Annotated in this window: 18 protein-coding genes; 2 read left to right on the top strand and 16 right to left on the bottom strand. The window is 40.7% G+C overall.

All coding sequences use genetic code 11. The annotated features are described in order from the left end of the window. Positions 1–159: 159 nt before the first annotated feature. From QLQ22_RS13225 to QLQ22_RS13290, 14 genes are all read right to left on the bottom strand, one after another. Positions 160–933, bottom strand: a complete 774-nt coding sequence (locus QLQ22_RS13225) for an IclR family transcriptional regulator (protein ID WP_223435316.1) — start codon at positions 931–933, stop codon at positions 160–162. Positions 934–1,007: 74 nt separating this feature from the next. Further along, complete coding sequence (locus QLQ22_RS13230) at positions 1,008–1,784, bottom strand: fumarylacetoacetate hydrolase family protein (protein WP_284014922.1); 777 nt, start codon at positions 1,782–1,784, stop codon at positions 1,008–1,010. 13 nt (positions 1,785–1,797) lie between these two features. Continuing rightward, entirely contained in the window at positions 1,798–2,985 is a 1,188-nt protein-coding gene (locus QLQ22_RS13235) for an NAD(P)-dependent malic enzyme (RefSeq protein ID WP_284014923.1), read from the bottom strand. A gap of 30 nt (positions 2,986–3,015) precedes the next feature. Further along, a complete protein-coding gene (locus QLQ22_RS13240) occupies positions 3,016–5,196 on the bottom strand; it encodes a malate synthase G (RefSeq protein ID WP_284016817.1) in 2,181 nt (726 codons plus the stop codon). A 117-nt stretch (positions 5,197–5,313) separates the two neighbouring features. Then, entirely contained in the window at positions 5,314–6,768 is a 1,455-nt protein-coding gene (locus QLQ22_RS13245) for an FAD-binding oxidoreductase (protein WP_223435322.1), read from the bottom strand. Next, complete coding sequence (locus tag QLQ22_RS13250) at positions 6,768–8,132, bottom strand: (Fe-S)-binding protein (RefSeq protein WP_284014924.1); 1,365 nt, start codon at positions 8,130–8,132, stop codon at positions 6,768–6,770. Before QLQ22_RS13250 ends, QLQ22_RS13245 begins: the two co-directional genes overlap by 1 nt. Beyond that, entirely contained in the window at positions 8,133–9,434 is a 1,302-nt protein-coding gene (locus QLQ22_RS13255; protein ID WP_284016819.1) for an FAD-binding oxidoreductase, read from the bottom strand. Positions 9,435–9,500: 66 nt separating this feature from the next. Then, entirely contained in the window at positions 9,501–10,193 is a 693-nt protein-coding gene (locus QLQ22_RS13260; RefSeq protein ID WP_284014925.1) for a FadR/GntR family transcriptional regulator, read from the bottom strand. Positions 10,194–10,363: 170 nt separating this feature from the next. Beyond that, positions 10,364–11,251 carry a macrolide 2'-phosphotransferase gene (locus QLQ22_RS13265; RefSeq protein WP_284014926.1) on the bottom strand — a complete coding sequence of 296 codons (888 nt, stop codon included), beginning with the start codon at positions 11,249–11,251 and terminating at the stop codon, positions 10,364–10,366. A 207-nt stretch (positions 11,252–11,458) separates the two neighbouring features. Further along, positions 11,459–12,484 (bottom strand): zinc-binding alcohol dehydrogenase family protein, encoded by a 1,026-nt coding sequence (locus QLQ22_RS13270; protein WP_284014927.1) that lies wholly within the window; start codon positions 12,482–12,484, stop codon positions 11,459–11,461. 393 nt (positions 12,485–12,877) lie between these two features. Next, the gene (locus QLQ22_RS13275) at positions 12,878–14,014 is read right to left on the bottom strand and encodes a LacI family DNA-binding transcriptional regulator (RefSeq protein ID WP_284014928.1); all 1,137 of its coding nucleotides are present in this window, start codon (positions 14,012–14,014) and stop codon (positions 12,878–12,880) included. Positions 14,015–14,179: 165 nt separating this feature from the next. Continuing rightward, positions 14,180–15,325 carry a Gfo/Idh/MocA family protein gene (locus QLQ22_RS13280; protein WP_223435329.1) on the bottom strand — a complete coding sequence of 382 codons (1,146 nt, stop codon included), beginning with the start codon at positions 15,323–15,325 and terminating at the stop codon, positions 14,180–14,182. Between the two features lie 337 nt (positions 15,326–15,662). After that, on the bottom strand, positions 15,663–16,658 hold the full coding sequence (gene mgrA / locus QLQ22_RS13285) for an L-glyceraldehyde 3-phosphate reductase (protein WP_223435330.1): 996 nt from the start codon (positions 16,656–16,658) through the stop codon (positions 15,663–15,665). Between the two features lie 129 nt (positions 16,659–16,787). Then, a complete protein-coding gene (locus QLQ22_RS13290) occupies positions 16,788–18,041 on the bottom strand; it encodes a YeeE/YedE family protein (RefSeq protein ID WP_284014929.1) in 1,254 nt (417 codons plus the stop codon). A 256-nt stretch (positions 18,042–18,297) separates the two neighbouring features. Between QLQ22_RS13290 and QLQ22_RS13295 the strand changes: the two genes are divergently transcribed. After that, the gene (locus QLQ22_RS13295) at positions 18,298–18,726 is read left to right on the top strand and encodes a cell wall hydrolase (protein ID WP_223435332.1); all 429 of its coding nucleotides are present in this window, start codon (positions 18,298–18,300) and stop codon (positions 18,724–18,726) included. A gap of 340 nt (positions 18,727–19,066) precedes the next feature. On the opposite strand, the gene QLQ22_RS13300 is transcribed toward QLQ22_RS13295, so the two are convergent. Further along, positions 19,067–19,732, bottom strand: a complete 666-nt coding sequence (locus tag QLQ22_RS13300; RefSeq protein ID WP_223435333.1) for a GNAT family N-acetyltransferase — start codon at positions 19,730–19,732, stop codon at positions 19,067–19,069. 12 nt (positions 19,733–19,744) lie between these two features. Continuing rightward, positions 19,745–20,629, bottom strand: a complete 885-nt coding sequence (locus QLQ22_RS13305) for a carbon-nitrogen hydrolase family protein (RefSeq protein WP_284014930.1) — start codon at positions 20,627–20,629, stop codon at positions 19,745–19,747. 440 nt (positions 20,630–21,069) lie between these two features. On the opposite strand from QLQ22_RS13305, the gene QLQ22_RS13310 reads away from it, so the two are divergent. Next, positions 21,070–21,306 carry an ion channel gene (locus tag QLQ22_RS13310; RefSeq protein WP_223443408.1) on the top strand — a complete coding sequence of 79 codons (237 nt, stop codon included), beginning with the start codon at positions 21,070–21,072 and terminating at the stop codon, positions 21,304–21,306. The last annotated feature ends 26 nt before the right edge of the window (positions 21,307–21,332 follow it).

Genomic DNA, 21,332 nt, shown 5'->3' on the forward strand with positions numbered 1-21,332 from the left:
TACAATAAAAGAAACATGTTATACAACAATAATAAATATTGTTGTATAACGAAAGGTATCTCAATAATATTTGGAATATTTAATTTCTTTCATTCCTCAAAAAAAATTTGTCCGGTATACCTATAAAAAGTGAACACGAACAAATCATAAAATTTAAGATCATTCTTTTATTTCAAAGCCAAGTCTTGCGGATATTTGCCTGCCGATGTGCTGCATGCGGGACTGAAGCTGTTCCAGCCTATGTTCTGTCATTCGTATAGTTGGGCCTGAAATGCTGACAGCCGCGATCGCATTGCCTATATGGTCAAAAATCGGCACAGCGATGCATGTGATCCCGTTTTCATTCTCTTCAAGGTCCAGAGCATATCCCTTTTGTCTGACAGTATTCAGTTCCAAAAGAAAATCATCTTTATTTGTAATCGTTTTGTCCGTATGCATCGGCAGGCCTTTCCGCTCTAAAATATCCATAACCACACTTGATGGAAGATGGGCAAGAATGGCTTTCCCAACAGATGTACAATGCATGGGGGCACGCTTGCCCACTTTTGAATGCATCCGCAGTGTTTCACTGCCGTCAAGCTTTTCTATATATACAACTTCACCCTGATCATACACAACTAAATGGATGACCTCGTTCGTTTCATTTTCCAGCTCCTGTAAATACATTCTTGCTTCAGCTCTAAGATCAATCGATTCAAGTAGCTTTGAGCTGATTTCCAGGAATTTATAGCCAAGCTTGTACTTTCCAGTCTCAGCATCCTGTTCTACATAGCCGTATTGAACTAACGTAGACAATATCTTGTATACGGAGCTTTTGTTTATATCGATTTGATTCGCTATTTCGGTAACCCCAAGCCCGCCTTTTTTTAAACTTACGAGCGTTATAATATCCAATGCCCGGCTGACGGACTTTACCATATTTTCTCGATCCAACCCTCTCACCTCTGGTGCAAATTGACTTTTACTCTAGTATATCATTACTGATTCCGGGTAAAGAAAAGGACCATCTAATTTTTAACGCTTTCTCGTGCTTTGGCAAATGAATTCCTTAAAATGCCGATTTCCTTGATTTCGCATTCAATGACATCATCTGTATTTACTAATTCTGCCCCAACAGGACTTCCTGTTAATATCACATCCCCTGCATTAAGGGTCATAACGCTGGTCAAATAGGAAATCATTTTTTGGATCGGAATGATCATGAGTTCAGTCGGGCTATCCTGTTTCAATGTCCCGTTTAATCTTGCCTCCACATTCACATTGAATGGATCCAGCTCTGTTTCAATCACTGGTCCTAAAGGTGTGAATGTGTCAAATGATTTTCCGATTGTCCAGTGTCCGTCTCCGTGGAAAAAGGCGGGAGCTGTTACGTCATTTCCTACTGTGTAGCCAAATACATAATCCAGAACATCTGATTCACGGACGTTTTTTGCTTCTTTCCCGATGATAACGGCAAGCTCTGACTCGAATTTAACCTGTTTGGCACCGGCAGGTATGATAATTTTTTCTTCCGGTCCGATTACGGATGATGTCGGCTTGAAAAAAAATACCGGAATTTCAGGAAGAATCTCAGGCATATCCTTCTTATCTGAAACATAGTTTGCACCTATTCCGATAATCTGATTTGGCTGTAAGGGAGCTAGAAGCTGAACCTGCTCTTTTTGAAAAGAACGGCCTGTATACTCCCAGTCTTTTAACATATCACCTCGTATTTCTTTGATTTCAGATTCTTGTAAAACTCCATAATAGATATCTGACTGATCTGTAAATCGGACAAATTTCATGTCTGTACTCCTTTCAAACAGTTGATTTGCGGGCAGCTCCTGATCTGACGGCTGCTTTTGCAACAGCTTCTGATACAGCGGCGGCAACTCTTTTGTCAAAAGCATGCGGAATGACATACTCATATTCAAGCTCTGATGGTGTAATTAAATCCGCAATGGCATAGACGGCAGCCATTTTCATTTCTTCATTTATTTCAGTCGCATGCACTTGCAGCGCGCCTTTAAAAATCCCCGGAAATGCAAGAACATTATTGACTTGATTAGGCATATCTGATCTTCCTGTTCCAACGATCACCGCTCCAGCCGCTTTTGCAGCTTCAGGCATGATTTCCGGATCTGGATTTGCCATGGCAAAAATAATCGCATCCCTATTCATCCCTTGAACCATTTTAGAAGAAACAGCTCCCGCAGCAGAAACGCCAATAAAAACGTCTGCATTCTCTAAAGCCTCTCCGAGCGATCCTTGGAATAGGCTTTTATTTGTCAGCTCTGAAATCAATTCTTTCATCGGATTCATGCCGGCTGATCGACCTTTGAAGATTGCGCCTTTCGTATCACACATGATCACATTTTCTGCTCCCATTTCAAGGAGCAGCTTAGTAATTGCAATTCCGGCAGCACCGGCGCCATTTACAACGATTTTCACTTTTTCAAGACGTTTATTCACCATCTTTAGAGCATTAATCAGTCCCGCCGCTGTTACAATTGCTGTTCCGTGCTGATCGTCGTGGAAAACCGGGATATTCATTTCCTGTTTTAAACGTTCCTCAATGATAAAACAATTTGGAGCTGAGATATCCTCTAAATTAACTCCGCCAAAAGTAGGTTCAAGCGCTTTTACAATCGCAATGATCTCATCAGGATCATTCGTATTCAGACAAAGCGGAAAAGCATCAATGTCGGCAAATGCTTTAAATAAAGCGGCTTTACCCTCCATTACAGGCATTGAAGCGGCAGCTCCGATATTCCCTAAGCCTAATACAGCTGATCCATCTGAAACGACAGCTACCAGATTGCCCTTCATCGTATAGTCGTATATTTTTTCCGGATTTTGATGAATTTCTCTGCAAGGCTCTGCCACCCCTGGGGAATAAACAAGACTTAAATCATGTGAATTTTCTACGGAAACTTTAACAGTAACACTTAATTTTCCATGTGAACGCTTGTGAAGTTCCAGCGATTTTTCCCGAAGGTGCTGCATTGCCTCATCTCCTTAAAATAAATGAATAGGTTATTGCTTTACTGCAAATTTAGCTTTAGCTTCTAAACGGCGTCGATGAAGGATTGGTTCTGTGTATCCATTAGGCTGATTGTAGCCTTCAAAAACAAGGTCGCATGCAGCCTGAAAAGCAACTGAATTTTCGTAATTAGGCGCCATTGGCATATAATGCGGATCTCCTTCATTCTGTTTGTCTACAACTTTTGCCATGCGTTCAAGAGTTTCTTTCACTTGCTCTTTCGTGCAGATGCCATGGTGCAGCCAGTTTGCAAGATGCTGACTGGAAATCCTGAGTGTTGCACGGTCTTCCATCAGTCCGACATTATAGTAATCAGGCACTTTTGAGCAGCCGACGCCCTGTTCGACCCAGCGAACAACATATCCAAGTATTCCTTGTGCGTTGTTATCAAGTTCCTGCTGAATTTCCTCCTTGCTCCAGTTTGCTTTTTCTGCAACAGGAATAGTGAGGATGTCATTTCTTAGGTCTTTCACATTCTCCTTAAGCTGATTCTGAACTTCTGTAACATCTACCTGGTGATAGTGCAGGGCATGAAGTGTAGCTGCTGTAGGTGAGGGAACCCACGCGGTGTTTGCTCCTGCTTTTAAATGGCCAGATTTTTGCTTAAGCATCTCTGCCATCAAATCCGGCATCGCCCACATGCCTTTGCCGATTTGGGCACGGCCCTGGAAGCCGCTTTCAAGGCCAGCATAAACATTTGATTTTTCATAGCCCTGAAGCCAGGCTGAAGATTTCATATTATTTTTAGGAATCATTGGGCCAGCTTCCATAGAAGTATGAATTTCATCTCCTGTACGGTCCAAGAATCCTGTATTAATGAATGCGATTCGGTCTTTTACTTCACGTATTGCTGCTTTCAAGTTTAGTGACGTTCGTCTTTCTTCATCCATGACCCCGATTTTAATGGTATTGCGTTCAAGTCCGAGCAAATCCTCGACTTTATTAAAAAGAGTGTTCGCAAAAGCAACTTCTTTTGATCCATGCATCTTCGGTTTAACAATGTAGACAGATCCTTTTGAAGAGTTCTGATATTGTCCGGTTCCTAGTAATGAGTGTTTTGCAAGCATTGCAGTTATCACGCAATCGAGGATGCCTTCTTGAATTTCATCACCGTTTTCATCAAGAATGGCATTGTTTGTCATAAGATGACCTACATTTCTTACAAACATGAGCGATCTTCCTGAAAGAGTAAATTCTTCGCCATTTACTGAGGTATACGACCGGTCAGGGTTCAAGGTCCGGATCATTGTTTGGTTTCCTTTTTTGAAAGTTGATGCTAAATTTCCTGTCATTAATCCTAACCAATTTCGATAGACGATCACTTTATCTTCAGCATCAACAGCTGTAACGGAATCTTCACAATCCATAATAGTAGTCAGCGCTGCTTCAAGCAGAATATCTTTTACGCCGGCTAAATCTGTTTTGCCGATTGGGTGGCTTCGGTCAATTTGAATTTCAAAATGAAGCCCGTTGTTTTTTAATAGGATTGCAGCTGGAGAATTAGCATCCCCCTGATAGCCGGCCAATTTTTCTTTCTCTTTAAGAACTGTTTTTTGACCGCTGCTTAATGTGACAGATAAAGTTCCGTCAATAATCGCATATTCCGCAGCATCTTTATGGGATGCATCTTTTAAAGGCACGGTTTCATCAAGGAAATTACGGGCAAATTCAATGACTTTTTCTCCGCGCACAGGGTTATATGATCCTTCGCGGTGTGCACCGTCCGCATCACTAATGGCATCTGTCCCGTAAAGGGCGTCATACAGGCTGCCCCAGCGTGCATTTGCTGCATTGATGGCGTAGCGCGCATTATTGACCGGCACGACTAATTGAGGTCCTGCCTGAACAGCAATCTCATCATCAACATTTTGAGTTGTAATCCTAAACCCATCTGCCTCATGCTCCAAATATCCAATTTCATATAAGAATGCTTTATAGGCTTCAAAATCAAATGTTTCATTGTTTTCCCTGTGCCATGAATGAATTTTGCTCTGAATCTCATCGCGGACTGCCAATAGTTCTTTGTTTTGAGGAGTCAGCTCCTTAACGATGGCCTCAAAACCTGACCAAAATGCATTCTGATCTAAACCAGTATGCGGGAGAGCTTCTGAATTAATAAATTCATAGAGTGCCTCTGCTACCTGAAGATTGCCTTTTTGAATATAGCCTTTCATCATTCGTTCCTCCTTGTGTTTGTTATTACGAAACGTCGTTTTTCTTTTTGTTAAAAAAATAATAGCATGAAAATCAAAGCGTTTACAATCATTTTCAGAACATTTTACCAATTTAATTTATAGAGCTGCTGCTTTCATTTCTTTTTTCACTTCTGCACAGCGTCCCGGACTTGGAAATAATTTACCCGCGTTTAATAGATTATCAGGGTTAAAGACTTCCCGGACCTTTGTTTGAGCTAAAATCTCTTCGTCAGTAAAAACAAACCGCATTTCTTCTCTCTTTTCAATCCCAACCCCATGTTCCCCTGTAATCGTTCCGCCAACTTCAGCGCAAACCTGCAAACATGCGCTGCCTGCTTTTAATGCCGCTTCTGTCTGACCGGGAACCCTTGAATCGAACAAGACAAGCGGATGCAGATTGCCGTCTCCGGCATGAAAGATATTGGCGATCCTGAGACCTGATTCTTTGCTGATCTGATTGATTTTTTCAAGGACTTCTGGAAGTCTGCTTCGCGGAATGACTCCATCCTGTACAAGATAATCCGGTGAAATAGCCCCCATTGCCCCAAAGCCTGTCTTTCGGTTTGCCCACCATCTTGCACGCTCTGCATCACTTTCAGCAGCCTTTACTTCACGGACATTCCATTTTGTGCACACCTCAAGAATCTGTGCGATCTGTTCATCGATACCGGCGGAAATACCGTCTACTTCTATTAATAAGACCGCTTCAATGTCTCTTGGGTGACCCACTGGAAACGCAGCAGCTTCAACTCCTTCAATTGCAACCTTATCCATCATTTCAAGAGCTGCTGGAACAATTCCTGCTGAAATAATGTCTGAAACAGCGCCGCTTCCGTCTGAAACACTATCAAAGTAAGCAAGAACTGTTTGTTTTGACTCAGGATTTTTTAAGATTCTTACAGTGATCTTTGTGACGATCCCGAGCGTTCCTTCTGATCCAGTTAATAATCCAAGCAGGTCATAGCCCGGCGAATCAGGGATTCCGTTTTTTCCAATTTCAATAATCTCTCCATTCGGCAGTACAACCTCCAGTCCAAGGATATGATTTGTCGTTACACCATATTTGAGGCAATGGGCTCCGCCGGCATTTTCAGCAACGTTGCCTCCGATTGTGCAGCAATATTGACTGGATGGATCCGGTGCATAGTAATAACCTTTATCTGCAATTGAGTTGGTTAATTTAAGATTAACAAAGCCAGGTTCAACGACTGCCCGTCTATTTTCGAGATCTACACTGATCAGCTTTTTCATTTTTACGAGACTGATAATGACTTCACCGTTAATGGGAATGGCTCCTCCGCTTAAACCTGTTCCAGCACCTCTTGCAAGGAATGGCAGCTGATTTTCAGAACAGTATTTGACGATCGCCGCAACTTCCTCTGTATTTTTCGGAAAAACAACCGCTTTTGGCAAATGCTTGTGAATGGTAAAACCATCGCAATCATAGGCAATTAAATCTTCCTTATGATAGAGAATGTTTGAAGGGCCTCCTGTCAGCTTTGCAAGGCTATGAATATGTTTATCTTTCGTTTTAAGTCCTTTAATAGCCATTACAGTTCTTCCTTTCCTTGTTTCTCCATTTGATAGGCCCAATCCAGCAGCTGGACAGTATGAACAACCTTTTGATTTCTTCCGAATTTTTGAACACCCATAGCCATTTGCAGCATGCAGCCAGGGTTGCCCATTGAAATCATCTCAACATCATCAGGAACATTTTCCATTTTACTTTCAAGCACAGCCCCTGCCATTTCCGGATTTGTTATGTTGTAGATGCCTGCACTTCCGCAGCATCTGTCCGCATTAGGCATATGAACCATTTCCACGCCTGGAATATCTAGTAAGATATCGCGAGGCTCCTGGCGTACACCCTGTCCATGTGCCAAGTGGCATGCATCATGATAAGTGATTCTTGTATTTAATTCCGCTTTAGGCTTTTCATAGCCGGTGTCATGAAGATATTTCGATATATCCACTACTTTAGCAGCAAATTTTTCTGCTTTCTCATGCCATTCTGCCTCTACTTCTCTGAACAATTCACCGTATTCCTTAAGCATGCATCCGCATCCTGCTGCGTTTACTATGATTTTATCGGAATCTTTAAAAGCCTCAATGTTTTGCTTTGCAAGTCTGCGGCCTGTATCTCTGTCGCCCGCATGAACGTGAAGGGCTCCGCAGCATGTTTGATTTTGCGGAATGGTGACTGCATTTCCATTCTTTGTTAACACATTTATTGTGGATTCATTAATATCACTGAACATAACGTCCATTACACATCCTGTCAGGAAGGATACTTCAGTCTTTGTCTCCCCCTGTGCCGGAATGACCGTCTGATTTTTATACTTTTTGCGGACCGGCTGCTTGATTTCAGGCATGATGGCTTCCATTTCAGCAAGATGTTTTGGCATGACCTTCAGCATCCCGGTTTTGCGCACAGCTTTTTGCAATCCGCTTTTTTGATAAAATTTCAGCAGACTTCCCGCGGTGTTCAAACGGTTTTGATGAGGAAAGAGACCTTTTAAGAAAAATTTGCTTACGGTTCCTTTTACACCTGTTAATGGCATAGCCTGACGGATTTGGCCCCTGGCTTCTTCAATGAGACCGCCGACATCCACATCCGCAGGACATGCCGTTGTACAGGCTCGGCAATCAAGACAGGCAAAGACAGGATCCATGAATTGTTCGTTTACTTGAAGCAACCCATCTGCAACTGATTTGATCAGATGCACCCGTCCTCGCGGAGAATGCTGCTCCTGCCCGGTTATCTCATAGGTTGGACATGACTCCAGACACATGCCGCAATGGACACAATCTGCCCATTTGCTCTCGTCCGGATGATCCTTCCACAAATAATTGCTGAGACTTGTTTCCTTGCATGCCGGGGATGCTTGCTTTAAGTCGCTTTCTCTTATGCTCAACTAGATCCCTCCCAAGTAACGTTTATAATTCAGGATTGAACGTGGATCAATTGCGGTTTTAATTCCTTGAATCAAAAAGAAGCAGGATGGCTTTTCTCCCCATACTTCCGTTTTGTGACGCAATGCGTAAGGCAGATGTTTAATGATTGTATAGCCTCCCAACCGAGATGCAGCTTGCTGAATACGCTCGATTGCATTCATAACGTCATTGCTGCTTCCCTTCAGTATGACTTGGCATAATCCGTGTCCTATTCCGCCATGAGCTTCAATAGACGTCGTTTTGTACATACTGGCACATTCCTTCACAATTTGGAAAACATCCATGTTTTTTACGCCAATTTTTAAGGAAGCTTCCGTAATAGAACGAGGCTTTGATGTGACACCATTAGGCGCTGTCTTGTAAAACGCATCCCAAAACAATTCTGCTTCCGCTTGGGGCAGGAGAGAAAACAGTGAACCCGCAGGCACGATGCTTTTAATAAATTCTTCCTGATAGTAGACTGATGGCTCGAAATCCTCAAAACTGATTGCAAGCGTATACATATTGTGATTTGCTAAACGTTTAGATAAGGCAGGGCTCAGCAGTTCTAAAGCAATGGGCTCCATCATGGAATCCAGCAGTTTTACCACAAACAGCCTCATTTCTTCCTGAAGTTCAATAGGAAAAGATAATAGAATAAGACTTTCGTATTTTGGGATCGGCCTAAGCTTTAAAGTAATCTCCGTCACTACTCCAAGCGTGCCCATTGAGCCTATAAAAAGCTTATTCATATCGTAGCCGGCAACGTTTTTTACCACTTTTCCGCCAGAGCGAATAACTCGTCCATCAGGATAAACGATTCTAAGACCAATAACTGAATCTCGTGCTGATCCATATCCAAGCCGTTTGGGACCGCTTTCATTTGAAGCGATAATTCCTCCAATAGTTGAATACTCCGGCCAAGCTGGATCAAGTGAAACTTTCTGCTGATGCTTTGCTAAGAAATCCTGCAGTTCTTTAAATGTTGTCCCTGCTTTTACGGTTATGGTCATATCACCTGGAGTATGCTCTGTAATACCGCTGTAATGAGCCATGGATAATTGGATATCTGAATAATCTGATAATCCTCCAAATCCGCGCTTTGTCCCGCCGCCGATTATGGAAACTTTTTTGTCATTCTGATCGGCAAATTTAAGGACTTGTATGATTTCCTCTTCTGCAGTCGGAAAAACAGTCATTTCGCCATTATTGCCAAGCAAGTGATTTGCCTGTCCCTCCGTCTTTACTTTTTCTTCAGGTAAAAGTGAGATTAATTCAGTCATTATCAAAACAGCACCTCCAATTGTTTCGTAATAACAAACGATGTTTTGTTTTATTTTCAAAAAAATTCATTTTCTCTGATGAAGACTCTTGTGAAGGATGGATTCTACGAATGTTAAATGCTGCAGCATGTATTCGTTTGATAGATTTGAAGTTCCTGATGAAATACTTTCGAAGATGTGCTTATGGTGTAATGCAATGGTTTCGATCGCCTCAGAATCGCATTTGATAAATTGGTGAAAATCAATCATCGCATTTTTAATCGTGGTGGAAATAACTTGTACAAACTGAATCAGCAGCGAGTTTCCGGTTGCTTTCGCAATCGATAAGTGAAACTGATAATCATCTTCCCAGGGGGCATCTGTCTGAGTTGTTAAGATCTTTTTCATTAGCGTAAGATCTTTTTCAGAGCGATTACATGCAGCCATTTCAGCCATGCCAGTTTCGACGATTTTTCTAACTTGAAAAAGCTCAGTAATATCATTCGCATTTGGAAGCATGACAGCTTTGCTGAAAATCTTTGAGGAGTCATACTTGCTGACATACGTGCCCTCACCCTGTTTCACTTTTACAAGGCCTTTTCCTTTTAAAACAGTTATGGCATCACGTACGGCTGATCGTCCTACTCCAAACCTCTCGCAAAGCTCTCTTACTGATGGAAGCTTTTCGCCAGCAGGTATCGAGCCGTCTAAAATCATTTTCTCGATTTGCTCGCTGACCGTGTCTGAAACTTTCTTTGTTGAAATTTTTTCAATTAGCACCTATTCACAGCCTTTCTTTTCAGACATCACATATCTGACAAGTGATCTGTTATAGTTACATTTAAACATTATGAAATCCATTTTTCAATTATTTTTTAGAATTTACTGAATAAATATAAAAATCAGCAAAAAAGCAGCCTGCATTTATGCAGACCGCTGGAAATAATTTTTTATAAACCCAATGCCTGTTTCGCCATAATATAATGCTCATCTTCCCCGGTGATTAAAGCGAACTCAGCAATATCTATGCCATAGGCAGCCTTACATTCTATAATATGCTCTCTCATTTTTGGCCATACTTTTCCGCCGGATTTTTCATACTCTCCCAGTAAATAGCCGAGTTCTTTTTCTCCAAAGATAGTAGCAAACAAGACAAAATCCTTACCAGGATCTGTCACTTTTGCTTCTGTCCAGTCGAGAATGCCGCAGACCTTTTCCTCTTTATCTATTAATATGTGAGGGGGATGCAGGTCTCCGTGGATAAATGAAGAATGTCCCGGCCAATACGAATCATCTGATAGCCATTGCTGCCAACGTTTCCAAAGGTCATCAGCTGTACCTATTTCTTTTTTCACTTTATCCATTCGTTCACTGAGTGATTGACGTACTTGGTCAGGGCTTAATACTTCAACTCCGGATTTTGCTGCTTCAAAATGGTCTATGTTATGCAAGGCAGACATCACTCCTGCCAATGATTGAACAAATGATTTTGAAAGGTTTTCGGTGTTTATATTAAAGACATAGTTACGAATGTTCATATCAATCGAACCCGTCTGGATTCCCGGAACCGTGGGATAGGCAATTAATTCAGGGGTATTAATTTTCCACTCTGGCACACTCACAGGGAGTTGTTTTTGAACTAATTTCAAGATATTCCCTTCATAAGCACCTCTTTGAATAACATCAGGGCGTCTCGGCTTTCTGAGAACCCACGAAACGCCGCTTTCATCTTCTGCAAATAAGACTTGAAAATCCATTCCAGACTCATTCAAAACAGCCGTTTCTTCAATAAGGTTTAAACCATTCTTACTTGCAAGCTTTAATATATCAACAGTCATTCGTTATCTCTCCTCTTTAATTTCGCAAGAGGACCTGCCTTTGGCCGAAACTTTTTTTGCACAGCAAAAAGAGGCAGAAAGCTCTCCCTCTTCTTTAAAGACTTATTAGAATTTCTATAAAAAGGCAGACCTATCCGATTTATTTGTCACTATTCAATAAGATTAACACTAGTGTAGCATTTAACAGCTTAGTTAATCCAGTTTTTTTCACATCGTAAAATGCTCGAGAACAATTTTGCCGATTGTTTTTCCAGACTCAAGTGACTGATGTGCTTTCTTTATATTTTCAGCATTTATCGGTGATAGGGTTTGATTTATAGTTGTTTTTAGAATTCCCTGATCAATCAATTCGCTGATTTTATTCAGCAGGATTTGCTGCTCTTGCATATCTGCTGTTTGATACATCGCTCTGGTGAACATAAATTCCCAGACAAATGTAACACTCTTGCTTTTTAACAAATTCAAATCAAGAGGCTCTCTGTTTTCTACGATAGAACAAATCTTTCCCTGAGGCTTAATGATTTCGCTCATTCCCCTCCAATGCTGATCCGTGTTATTCAGACAAAAGATATATTCTACTTCTGAAATTTGGAAGGTTTCAAGTTCAGCTTTTAAAGATTGATGATGATTTATGATATGATCGGCACCCAACTTCTCTGCCCATTCTTTCGTTTCAGGGCGTGAAGCTGTTGCAATGACTGACAGTCCTGCCCACTTAGCAAGCTGAATGGCTATAGAGCCCACTCCCCCTGCACCGCCAATAATCAGTATCCTTTTCCTCCTGTTTCGTTCTTTGTCAGCAGGATCAATTTCCAGGCGATCGAACAGTCCTTCATAAGCTGTAATTGCAGTCAGCGGAAGAGCAGCTGCTTCTGCATGGGCAAGAGCAGCTGGCTTTTTTCCGACAATTCTTTCATCCACAAGATGGAATTCGCTGTACGTTCCCTGTCTCGTAATACTTCCTGCATAAAATACGTCATCGCCAGGTTTAAAATCTGTACAATCCTCACCGGTTTCGACAACTGTGCCGCTTGCATCCCAGCCGAGAATTTTAGGCTTTTCCTCTACTTTTTCTTTTGGCGCACGCACTTTTGTATCAACAGGATTGATGGAAATGGCTTTAACCTGAACCAGCAGATCTTTTCCTGAAGGGACTGGTTTATCAATTTCAATGTCGAGTAAGCTTTCTTCATGTTCGATTGGCAAATATTTATGCAGTCCAATTGCTTTCATAAATTATTCCTCCACTTCTTAATATATTATTTAGTATGAGGAGAATATTGTGATAAATCAATTAATTGAACTCGTTTAACATAACAAAAAACGCCTAAATTCATAGGCGTTTTGGTAAACTGAACTACGAAGCAGGCAGATTTGAAGTAACTGCCCAGCCCCCAGACCAGGTTGAGTAGTTATCACCTGCAGGAGTAGGGATAGGGAAAACACCATACTCTAAAATTTATTGATTGCAGATACTGTCCAAGGACCGCTTATTTTCATGCGATTTGCCCAGTTAAGAATGGATCCATCATACCAGTGCCTTGTGAAAGCTGTAATGTCCTCGATATTGTATTTTTTTAGAATAATCTGTGATCCGCTTAAGTGCTTCAACATTTTTCGGAAGGCCTATTTCATAGAAAAAGCTTTCGCTGTTTTCCCTTCAATAATCGTGTGAGGAATAAATATCTGCTGGACGGCAAAGTCAGAATCCAGCATTTTTTCTTTCAGAAGATTTACCGCTTTAATAGCGATACTCTGTTCATCCTGTTTGATGTGAGTAAATTGAATTCTCGAATTCTCCGGCGAATCAAAACAAACTACAGACACATCATCCGGCATTCGTCTTCCCAGCCTGGATAACCCTGCTGCGACTTGTTCTCCAATAGAATGTTCACAGGCTACAATGGCTGTAATACTGCGATGCTTTTTTAAGAAATTGTCTAAAATCAGATTGTCCTCTTTAAAAACTTGTGATTCTGTTATTTCGTTTATTGGCATACTGTTTTTAATTTCAGTCAAGATATAGTCTCTATTCAGCTTCACGCCTTGTTCAGAATGGGCAATATGAAAACCCGTCACTCTCTCCTCAATAGCTGTCGTTCCCTCTGAAGGAGGAGAAATGAATCCGATTTCTCTGTGTCCCATCTTGATTAAATGATTCGTCAGCTCTATTGTTGCTCTACGGTGATCAGTACATACAAACGATGCAGGAATCCCTTTAATGAATCGATCAATCAAAACGACGGGAAAATTCTTTGAAACCAGCTCAAGAAGTTTATTATTTACATGCTCTCCATGTACCGGAAAGACAATCAAACCTTCAGCTCCCATATCCAGGAAATCATTCACGGCCTGTTCCTCAATTTCCTTTCTTCCATAGCTGAGTTTCAAAAGAATCGTAAAACCAAGTTCACTGCATCTCTTTTCAATTCCCTTTACAAGTCCTATTCCATAGCTCTCATCAAAACCCGGCAGAATAAAACCGATTAAATGGCGTTTTGAACTATCCTGCTTTGCAGAATAAGAAGCATCAATTGCAGCGTCAGAATGAATAACAAATGAGCCCTTTCCTTGAATTCTTTCAATATAGTTTTCTTCTGAGAGAAGATCCAGCGCTTTTTTAGAGGTAATACGGCTTACTTCAAATTGATCTGCAAGCTCTTTTTCAGAAGGAACCTTATCTCCCTGCTTTAATTTTCCGCTCCTAATCTGATTTAACAGTAAATTATAGACTTTTAGGTAAAGAGGATTAAAAGTTGTCATAGCGTCACCTTTCAACGGTTGATATATTCAATATATCAACTATTTCTTCTACAGAAAAGTCTTTTGTTTGATAAATTTAAATATTCATACATTATCCAGAAGATTTATTGCCTCAATCTTATAAAAAAACTCATAAAACATAAAAAAAGCAGGATTCCTCCCGCTTTAGCTCAATTGTTCAATTTTCTTTGGAATGGAAATCCATTTCTTTTCAATAGAGGAACGCTCAATAGCATCAAGAATGAGCTGATTCATTAAGCCATCATAAAAATTAGGCTGTTTATGTTCATTATTTGAAATCGCTTTCATCAATTCGGATATTAAGTTCACAAATGTATGTTCATATCCTATAATATGACCTGCGGGCCAGTATGCATGGGCATAAGGGTGCTCTTCTTCCGTACAGTTAATGACCCTAAAGCCCTGAAGGCCTTTGTCATCTTCACTTAAGTACACATGCAAATTGTTCATGTTTTCAAGATCCCATTTGATGGATCCAAACTCAGCATTGATCTCAAAACAATTACGATTTCTATTTCCTGCTGCAAAACGAGTTGCTTCAAATACTCCCATTGCCCCATTTTCAAATTTAGCGATGAATGAAGCAGCATCGTCTACATCAACCTTCCCTTTTTTCCCTGCTTCCCCTTCAATCGGCCGCTCTTTTATGAATGTCTCCATTGCACCAACTACCTCTGAAATCTCACCAACTAGAAACCTTGTCAGATCAATGATATGCGCCCCGATATCACCCAAAGCTCCAGACCCTGTTACCTCTTTTTTTAATCTCCATGCAATCGGGAAATCAGGATCCATAATCCAGTCCTGAAGATACGTTGCACGAACATGATAGATACGCCCAAGCCTGCCCTGCTGAATCAATTTCTTCGCATATTGAACAGCTGGAGCAAACCGGTAATTATGCGAGATCATATGAATGACCTTATTTCGGGTCACTGCTTCAAGCATCCTTTCTGCCTGATCTACATTTAAAGCTAAAGGCTTTTCACATATTATATGTTTTCCGGCTTCGGCTGCTGCAATCGCTATTTCTGCATGAGAATTGTTTGGAGTGACAATATCAATTAAATCAATATCGTCTCTATCTATCAATGTCCGCCAATCTGTTTCATAGCTTTCAAAGCCGAGCTCATCAGCCGCCTTCTTTACACCCTCTTCGCTGCGGCCGGCAATTGCTTTGAGTACAGGCTTTGCTGCTCCCGGAAAAAAGAATGGAACATTCCGGTAAGCGAGACTGTGCGCTTTTCCCATAAACTTATACCCAATCATTCCAACTCGAATCTCTTTCATCACAGATCACCAGCTTTCATATATTGGTTGTTATAAAAAATGCTGTCATTATAATCACTAATTAGTCTTAAACAGGAAAAATCCTCTTTTTCTAAGTCATAATTTTTTGATTTGAATCAATAAGACTAGATTTCAAAAGATAAGCGCAGCAGCCCGTTTAGCTCTGACAGATAGAAAAGAATCCGGCAGAAAAAAATAGTCTTTAAAAATTAGACTTTATACACTATCATTCCTCTTATTTTAATACCCGATATTATCGAACAATTATCTAGAAATAGATTATTTTATTATTTTCTAACAATAAAAAAAGTCTTGCTTTGAAAGCAAGACTTGACCTTTATTTATCGGCCAATATATCTTCAATTCTATCAAGCTCATCCGAAGTAAACTCAAGATGATTCAGCGCAGCAACATTCTCTTCGATCTGGCTTACTCTGCTTGCCCCAATAAGTGCTGAGGTCACGCGTCCTTCTCTCAAAACCCATGACAATGCCATTTGGGCAAGGTTCTGGCCGCGGTCTGCTGCAACATCATTCAACTGTTTGATTTTATGTACCATTTCTTCAGTCACACGGTCTTCATTAAGGGCGCCAGTTGATTTGGCAGCTCTTGAATCAGCAGGAACTCCAGATAAATATTTGCTTGTTAATAAGCCCTGTTCAAGAGGACAAAAAGCGATTGAGCCTATCCGATTTTCCTGAAGAACATCCTGCAGGCCATTTTCAATCCAACGGTTCAGCATCGAATAACTTGGCTGATGGATGAGCAGGGGTGTACCGAGACGGTTTAAAATTTTCACTGCTTCTTCCGTTTGCTCAGCCGTGTAGCTTGAAATTCCAACGTATAATGCTTTTCCCTGACGCACGATTTGATCTAATGCCCCCATTGTTTCTTCAAGAGGTGTATTAGGATCAGGACGATGGGAATAGAAAATATCTACATAGTCCAAACCCATCCGTTTTAAGCTTTGATCTAAGCTTGCAATCAAATATTTTTTTGAACCCCATTCACCATATGGCCCGTCCCACATGTGATAGCCTGCTTTTGAGGAAATGATTAATTCATCCCGGTATGGCGCAAAATCCGTTTTCAGAACTTGTCCAAACATTGCTTCTGCAGATCCAGGCGGAGGTCCGTAATTGTTTGCGAGATCAAAATGAGTAATCCCCAGATCAAATGCGCGGCGAAGCATAGCGCGGCCATTTTCAAACGAATCTACTCCGCCGAAATTGTGCCATAACCCAAGGGAAATCGCCGGCAGCAGCAAACCTGAATTTCCGCACCGATTGTACTTCATAGATTGATACCTTTCTGAACTTGCTCTGTATGTCATTTGGATTCCTCCTTTAATCTCTTTCATTTGTATAGTAGTTGAAGAAAGCGGTTTCGTAAATGAATCTGTCTTATTTTTTCAACATTTAGTCTTTTTGACCTAATAAAAAGAACCCTCATAAGAGAGTTCTCAGCAAATAGAGTCTGTAGATTTAGGATTTTTCAGACCAAACAGCGGACGAATAAATAAAGCAAGAAAAGTACCTAACATCGCCATGATCATCCATACCCAGCCATGGAGACTGAATGAAGCAATTCCGCCAAAATAAGCACCGATGTTGCAGCCAAAAGCAAGACGCGCACCATACCCCATTAGAAGTCCTCCAAGAATAGAGGCACCAGCTACACCCGGTTTAATTTTTCCCGGTTTGAAGGTTCCTTGTGCTGCAGCTGATATAAAGGCTCCAAGAATAATGCCGAAATTCATAACGCTTGTGGAATCGGCAAGCACCGATTTCGTAAGTGCTGCCCCATTCGCTCCTGCAAAATAACCCCAGCTTGAAACATCAACACCAGAAGCCATTAAGGCTTTTCCGCCCCAAAGAGCAAAAGCTGATGTAATTCCCCATGGATTGCCTCTAATTGTTAGAGTTAGAGCATTTAATAGTGCAAGAATAATAGCTGCTGCGAACAGCGGCCATGAACCTCTTATGATTTTTTTAAAGCCTTTAGCAGTTGGCAGAGGCTTCATCATTGGAGGATTTTTCTTTTTAGCAATCTGTACTGTAATCCAATAGATAAGCGCGAATGCTGCTAATTGAACAAGCAGTGCTCCGAAATAACCAAAACCTGTTGAAGTCGCCAGTGAAATGGGCGGTAATGAAGGCATATCTTCCATCCAAAACGTAAATTGATAAGCGCCAATAACAGACCCCGCAATAAATGAGATCAGTGTTAAAATCATTGAAGAGGAACCGCCGCCGACAGAATAAAGTGTTCCGGAAGCACACCCATTCCCAAGCTGCATCCCAATTCCAAAGATAAAAGATCCGAAAATAACACTTACACCAACTGGCGATACATATCCTGCCGGAGCTGTTCCCGTAAAACTAAAGCCGGTGCTTAATATAACAGCAAATAATGTTGAAGCAATGGCAAGCATAAGCATGTGAGCCTGCAGACCTTGAACGTTTCCTACCGACATCAGACGCCTGAATGCAGATGTGAAACCAAAACGAGCATGGAGCAAGGTAACGCCAAGCATAATTCCAATAATATATAACACAGCCTGAGTTGTATTAGTCGTAGTTAAAATCGCAATGAATAAAATGATACCTGCAAGTAATCCTGCTGCAACAAGCGGCTTTTGCATCGGATTTAGCTCCGAGACGACAGTTGTTCGCGGTTTATATGCAGAATTCCTATTTAGAGTCGTTTCAGACATCATATAATCCCCTTTTCTTATGAAATTAGTCGGATTAAATCCATCTCTATACAATACTCTTTTTAATTAAAACTGTAAACGAATTTGCTTCTTAATAAAATGGAATAGGACTGACAGGTCAGAATGTAAGTATTTTCTGATATCTCAGTCATCATTTATTTTTATTTTTACATTTTATAAAAAAATGAAATTGAAACGTCAATCAGCAAGTCACTAGAATAAGATAAGAATATGCCACGACAATGGAGGCGAAATCATGGCAGTTGTAAAAGCAAATAACTCAGATATCGATTTAATGGCCAGATTGCTTCGAGCCGAAGCTGAAGGCGAAGGAATAAGGGGCATGCAGCTTGTAGGAAATGTAGGGATTAATCGGGTTAGAGCTAATTGCTCGGACTTTAAAAACATTCGCACCATCCCGCAGATGATCTACCAAGAGCACGCGTTTGAGGCCGTTCAGCACGGTTATTTTTATCAAAGAGCAAGAGAAAAGGAAAGGAGGCTGGCGAGACGGAGTATAGCGGGCGAACGGTATTGGCCTGCAAAATTCAGCTTATGGTACTTCAGGCCGCCTGGAGACTGCCCTCCTACTTGGTATAACCAGCTGCTCGTCGCACGCTACAAGCTGCATTGTTTTTATCAGCCCAGACCTGGTGAATGTGATGATATTTATAACACATTTTAAAACAAAAAATCCTCGTCATCAAACGAGGATTTTTTGTTCATCATAATGGCAGAAAGCCTGCTTTTTCTTTAGTCTCCAAATTTCCGATCGTTTCTTCCCATTCTTCGAGGTTTGTTTGAGAGCACAGAATCATTTCGTTTTATAAAGCTTACGATAAGATCTGCATCTACCCCATACAGATTTTCTGTCATTGGAAGAAAACCAAGATCAAGACCCGTCACAGCTTGGCCATTATTGTTCCAAGATGAAGGAAACTTTTTGCATTAATTGATGCATGGATTTGAACAAAAGATCGGTAATGCTATTTATTCTTTTATATTCCATACTTCTTCCCGTATTCCTATTTATTAAAAGGATTTTTCCATTCCATTAACATGCCATAATTGCACGATTCCTCGTCCTCTAAATAATTGGGTACAACTTGGACAGGCGTTCTTCCGCAGCGCAGCAAGAAAGAGATAATTGGATCTTTTACATTCCCCTCTACCACACGACCAATATATTGCTCTGGCGTCCATTTATCTGAATGCTGCTGATAACCAGGCATTCTTCCCCCGCCAAGCAGACTATCCAATCCCTTGTGTACAACCACATCATACATGGAAAACATAAGCCATTTTCCAAGTCCCAGCTTTCTGTAAGCGGGACGAACACCAATATCAACTACATAAAGAGTATTTCCATTTGGATCATGATTGCGAATATACCCATTGTCTGTGATTTCCTCCCATGTATGTTCAGGGTGATTTGGATCAAACTGTACAAGCAGTCCTGTCATAGAACCCGCGACTTCTCCATTGATTTCAATGCAAAGTGCGCCCTCTGGAAAGAGCGTGATATGATTTTTCAGCTGTTCTTCATTCCACCACAGTTCAGACGGAAATGGAGGAGGAAAGCTCTCCTGCTGAATGCGGATTAATGCATCAAAATCCTTTTGTGTGTAGTTTCGAACAACTGCTTTTACAGGCTTGTCTCCATCATAAACAAAAAATTCTTTTACATACAAGAGTACTCCTCCTTATAGCAGAGTCCGATCCCCCTGCTTTGCTTCCCAATCAGGGTATAAATCTGTGCGGCGATCACGCCATGTTGTAACTGAACCGCTCGCACGGACTTTATAAAGAAGCTCAAGATCAAGATCTGCCGTTACAATCATAGGCTGATTGATTTCACCTTCAGCCGCTATCCCTTTCGGAGGAAAAGGTACATCATTTGGTGTAATAACAGCTGCTTGACCAAAGTTTCCTCTCATAAAGTCAACAGTTGGAAGGGATCCTACAGTACCAGTTGTTACAACATACACTTGATTTTCGATTGCCCGGGCATGACTGGTATAACGAACTCTGTGGAAACCGTGACGATCATCGGTACAGGATGGACAAAAAATAACATCTGCCCCCTTTGCTTTTGCAATACGGACTATTTCGGGGAACTCAATGTCATAACAAGTCAGCATGGCGATTGTTCCTTTTTCTGTTTCAAATACTTCAAGATCGTCCCCTGGCGTCATATTCCACTCATGAACCTCTGTCGGTGTTATGTGAAGTTTTGCCTGTTCAGCCACTCTTCCATCCGGATAAAATAAATGAGCTACATTATAAAGGCGATTTTCTCTTTTAATTACATGCGTCCCGCCAATAATATGCATACCTGTTTTTTGTGCAAGGTTTATAAATAATTCCCGATATTGTTCTGTAAAATCAGGCAGCTCGTTTATTGTTAATGCATTTCCCGCTGCATCTCCTATGGACATAAGCTGGGTTGTGAAAAACTCCGGGAATAAAACGAAATCAGAACCGAATTCCTCTGCTGTTTTCATATAATGTTCGACCTGATCTGCAAATTCTTTAAAGGAACGGATGGTGAAAAGATCATATTGTACTGCTGATACTCTAAGTTGCATAATACCCCTCTCTTTCTCTTTCTCTTTTTCTTAATAAAAACATTATTAGATAAATAAGCAAATTCAACAAGTACGCACTTTTGTGTTAGATAGTGAAAAAAGTATACTGTATGAGATTTTTTTGAAAGGAGAAAATAGTAGAAATCCACTATAACGAGGGAACTATGCTGGCAAAACATGAATTTAATAAAAAAAAACTGTATATATACCTTAGTCTAAACGTATTCATGATCACCCTGCTTCTGATAGAAACATTTTTAAAAGTAAATATACCTCATTTCATCCTTTTTATAGCTTTATTAATTATGCTCCTTATTTGTTTGTATTTTCTTTTTGAATTTATTATCACTATCCCTAAAACGGAGGAAAGCCTTCAAAACATCTTTACAGGGTCTGGCTTTCTTCTCTCATTAATTATAACAACTTATGCAAATCTTTATATGCAAATATACCTGATAAAAGGAGAAAAATCCTTTAAGTTCTCGGGAAAAGAGCTTTCAGGTGATGACTTTTTGTACTACAGTATTACGACGTTCACTACAACTGGATTTGGAGATATTACTTCGATTGGGGTAATCTCTAATATGATTGCTGCTTCTGAAATGCTGATTGGATTTATTATCAGTACTTTATTTATGGCGATTATCACATCAAAATTAATAAAGAATTTAAAATAGACCTGGATTCTATTCCAGGTCCTCTT

The organism is Metabacillus hrfriensis (assembly GCF_030127205.1).
Classification (GTDB): Bacteria; Bacillota; Bacilli; order Bacillales; family Bacillaceae; genus Bacillus_P; species Bacillus_P dongyingensis.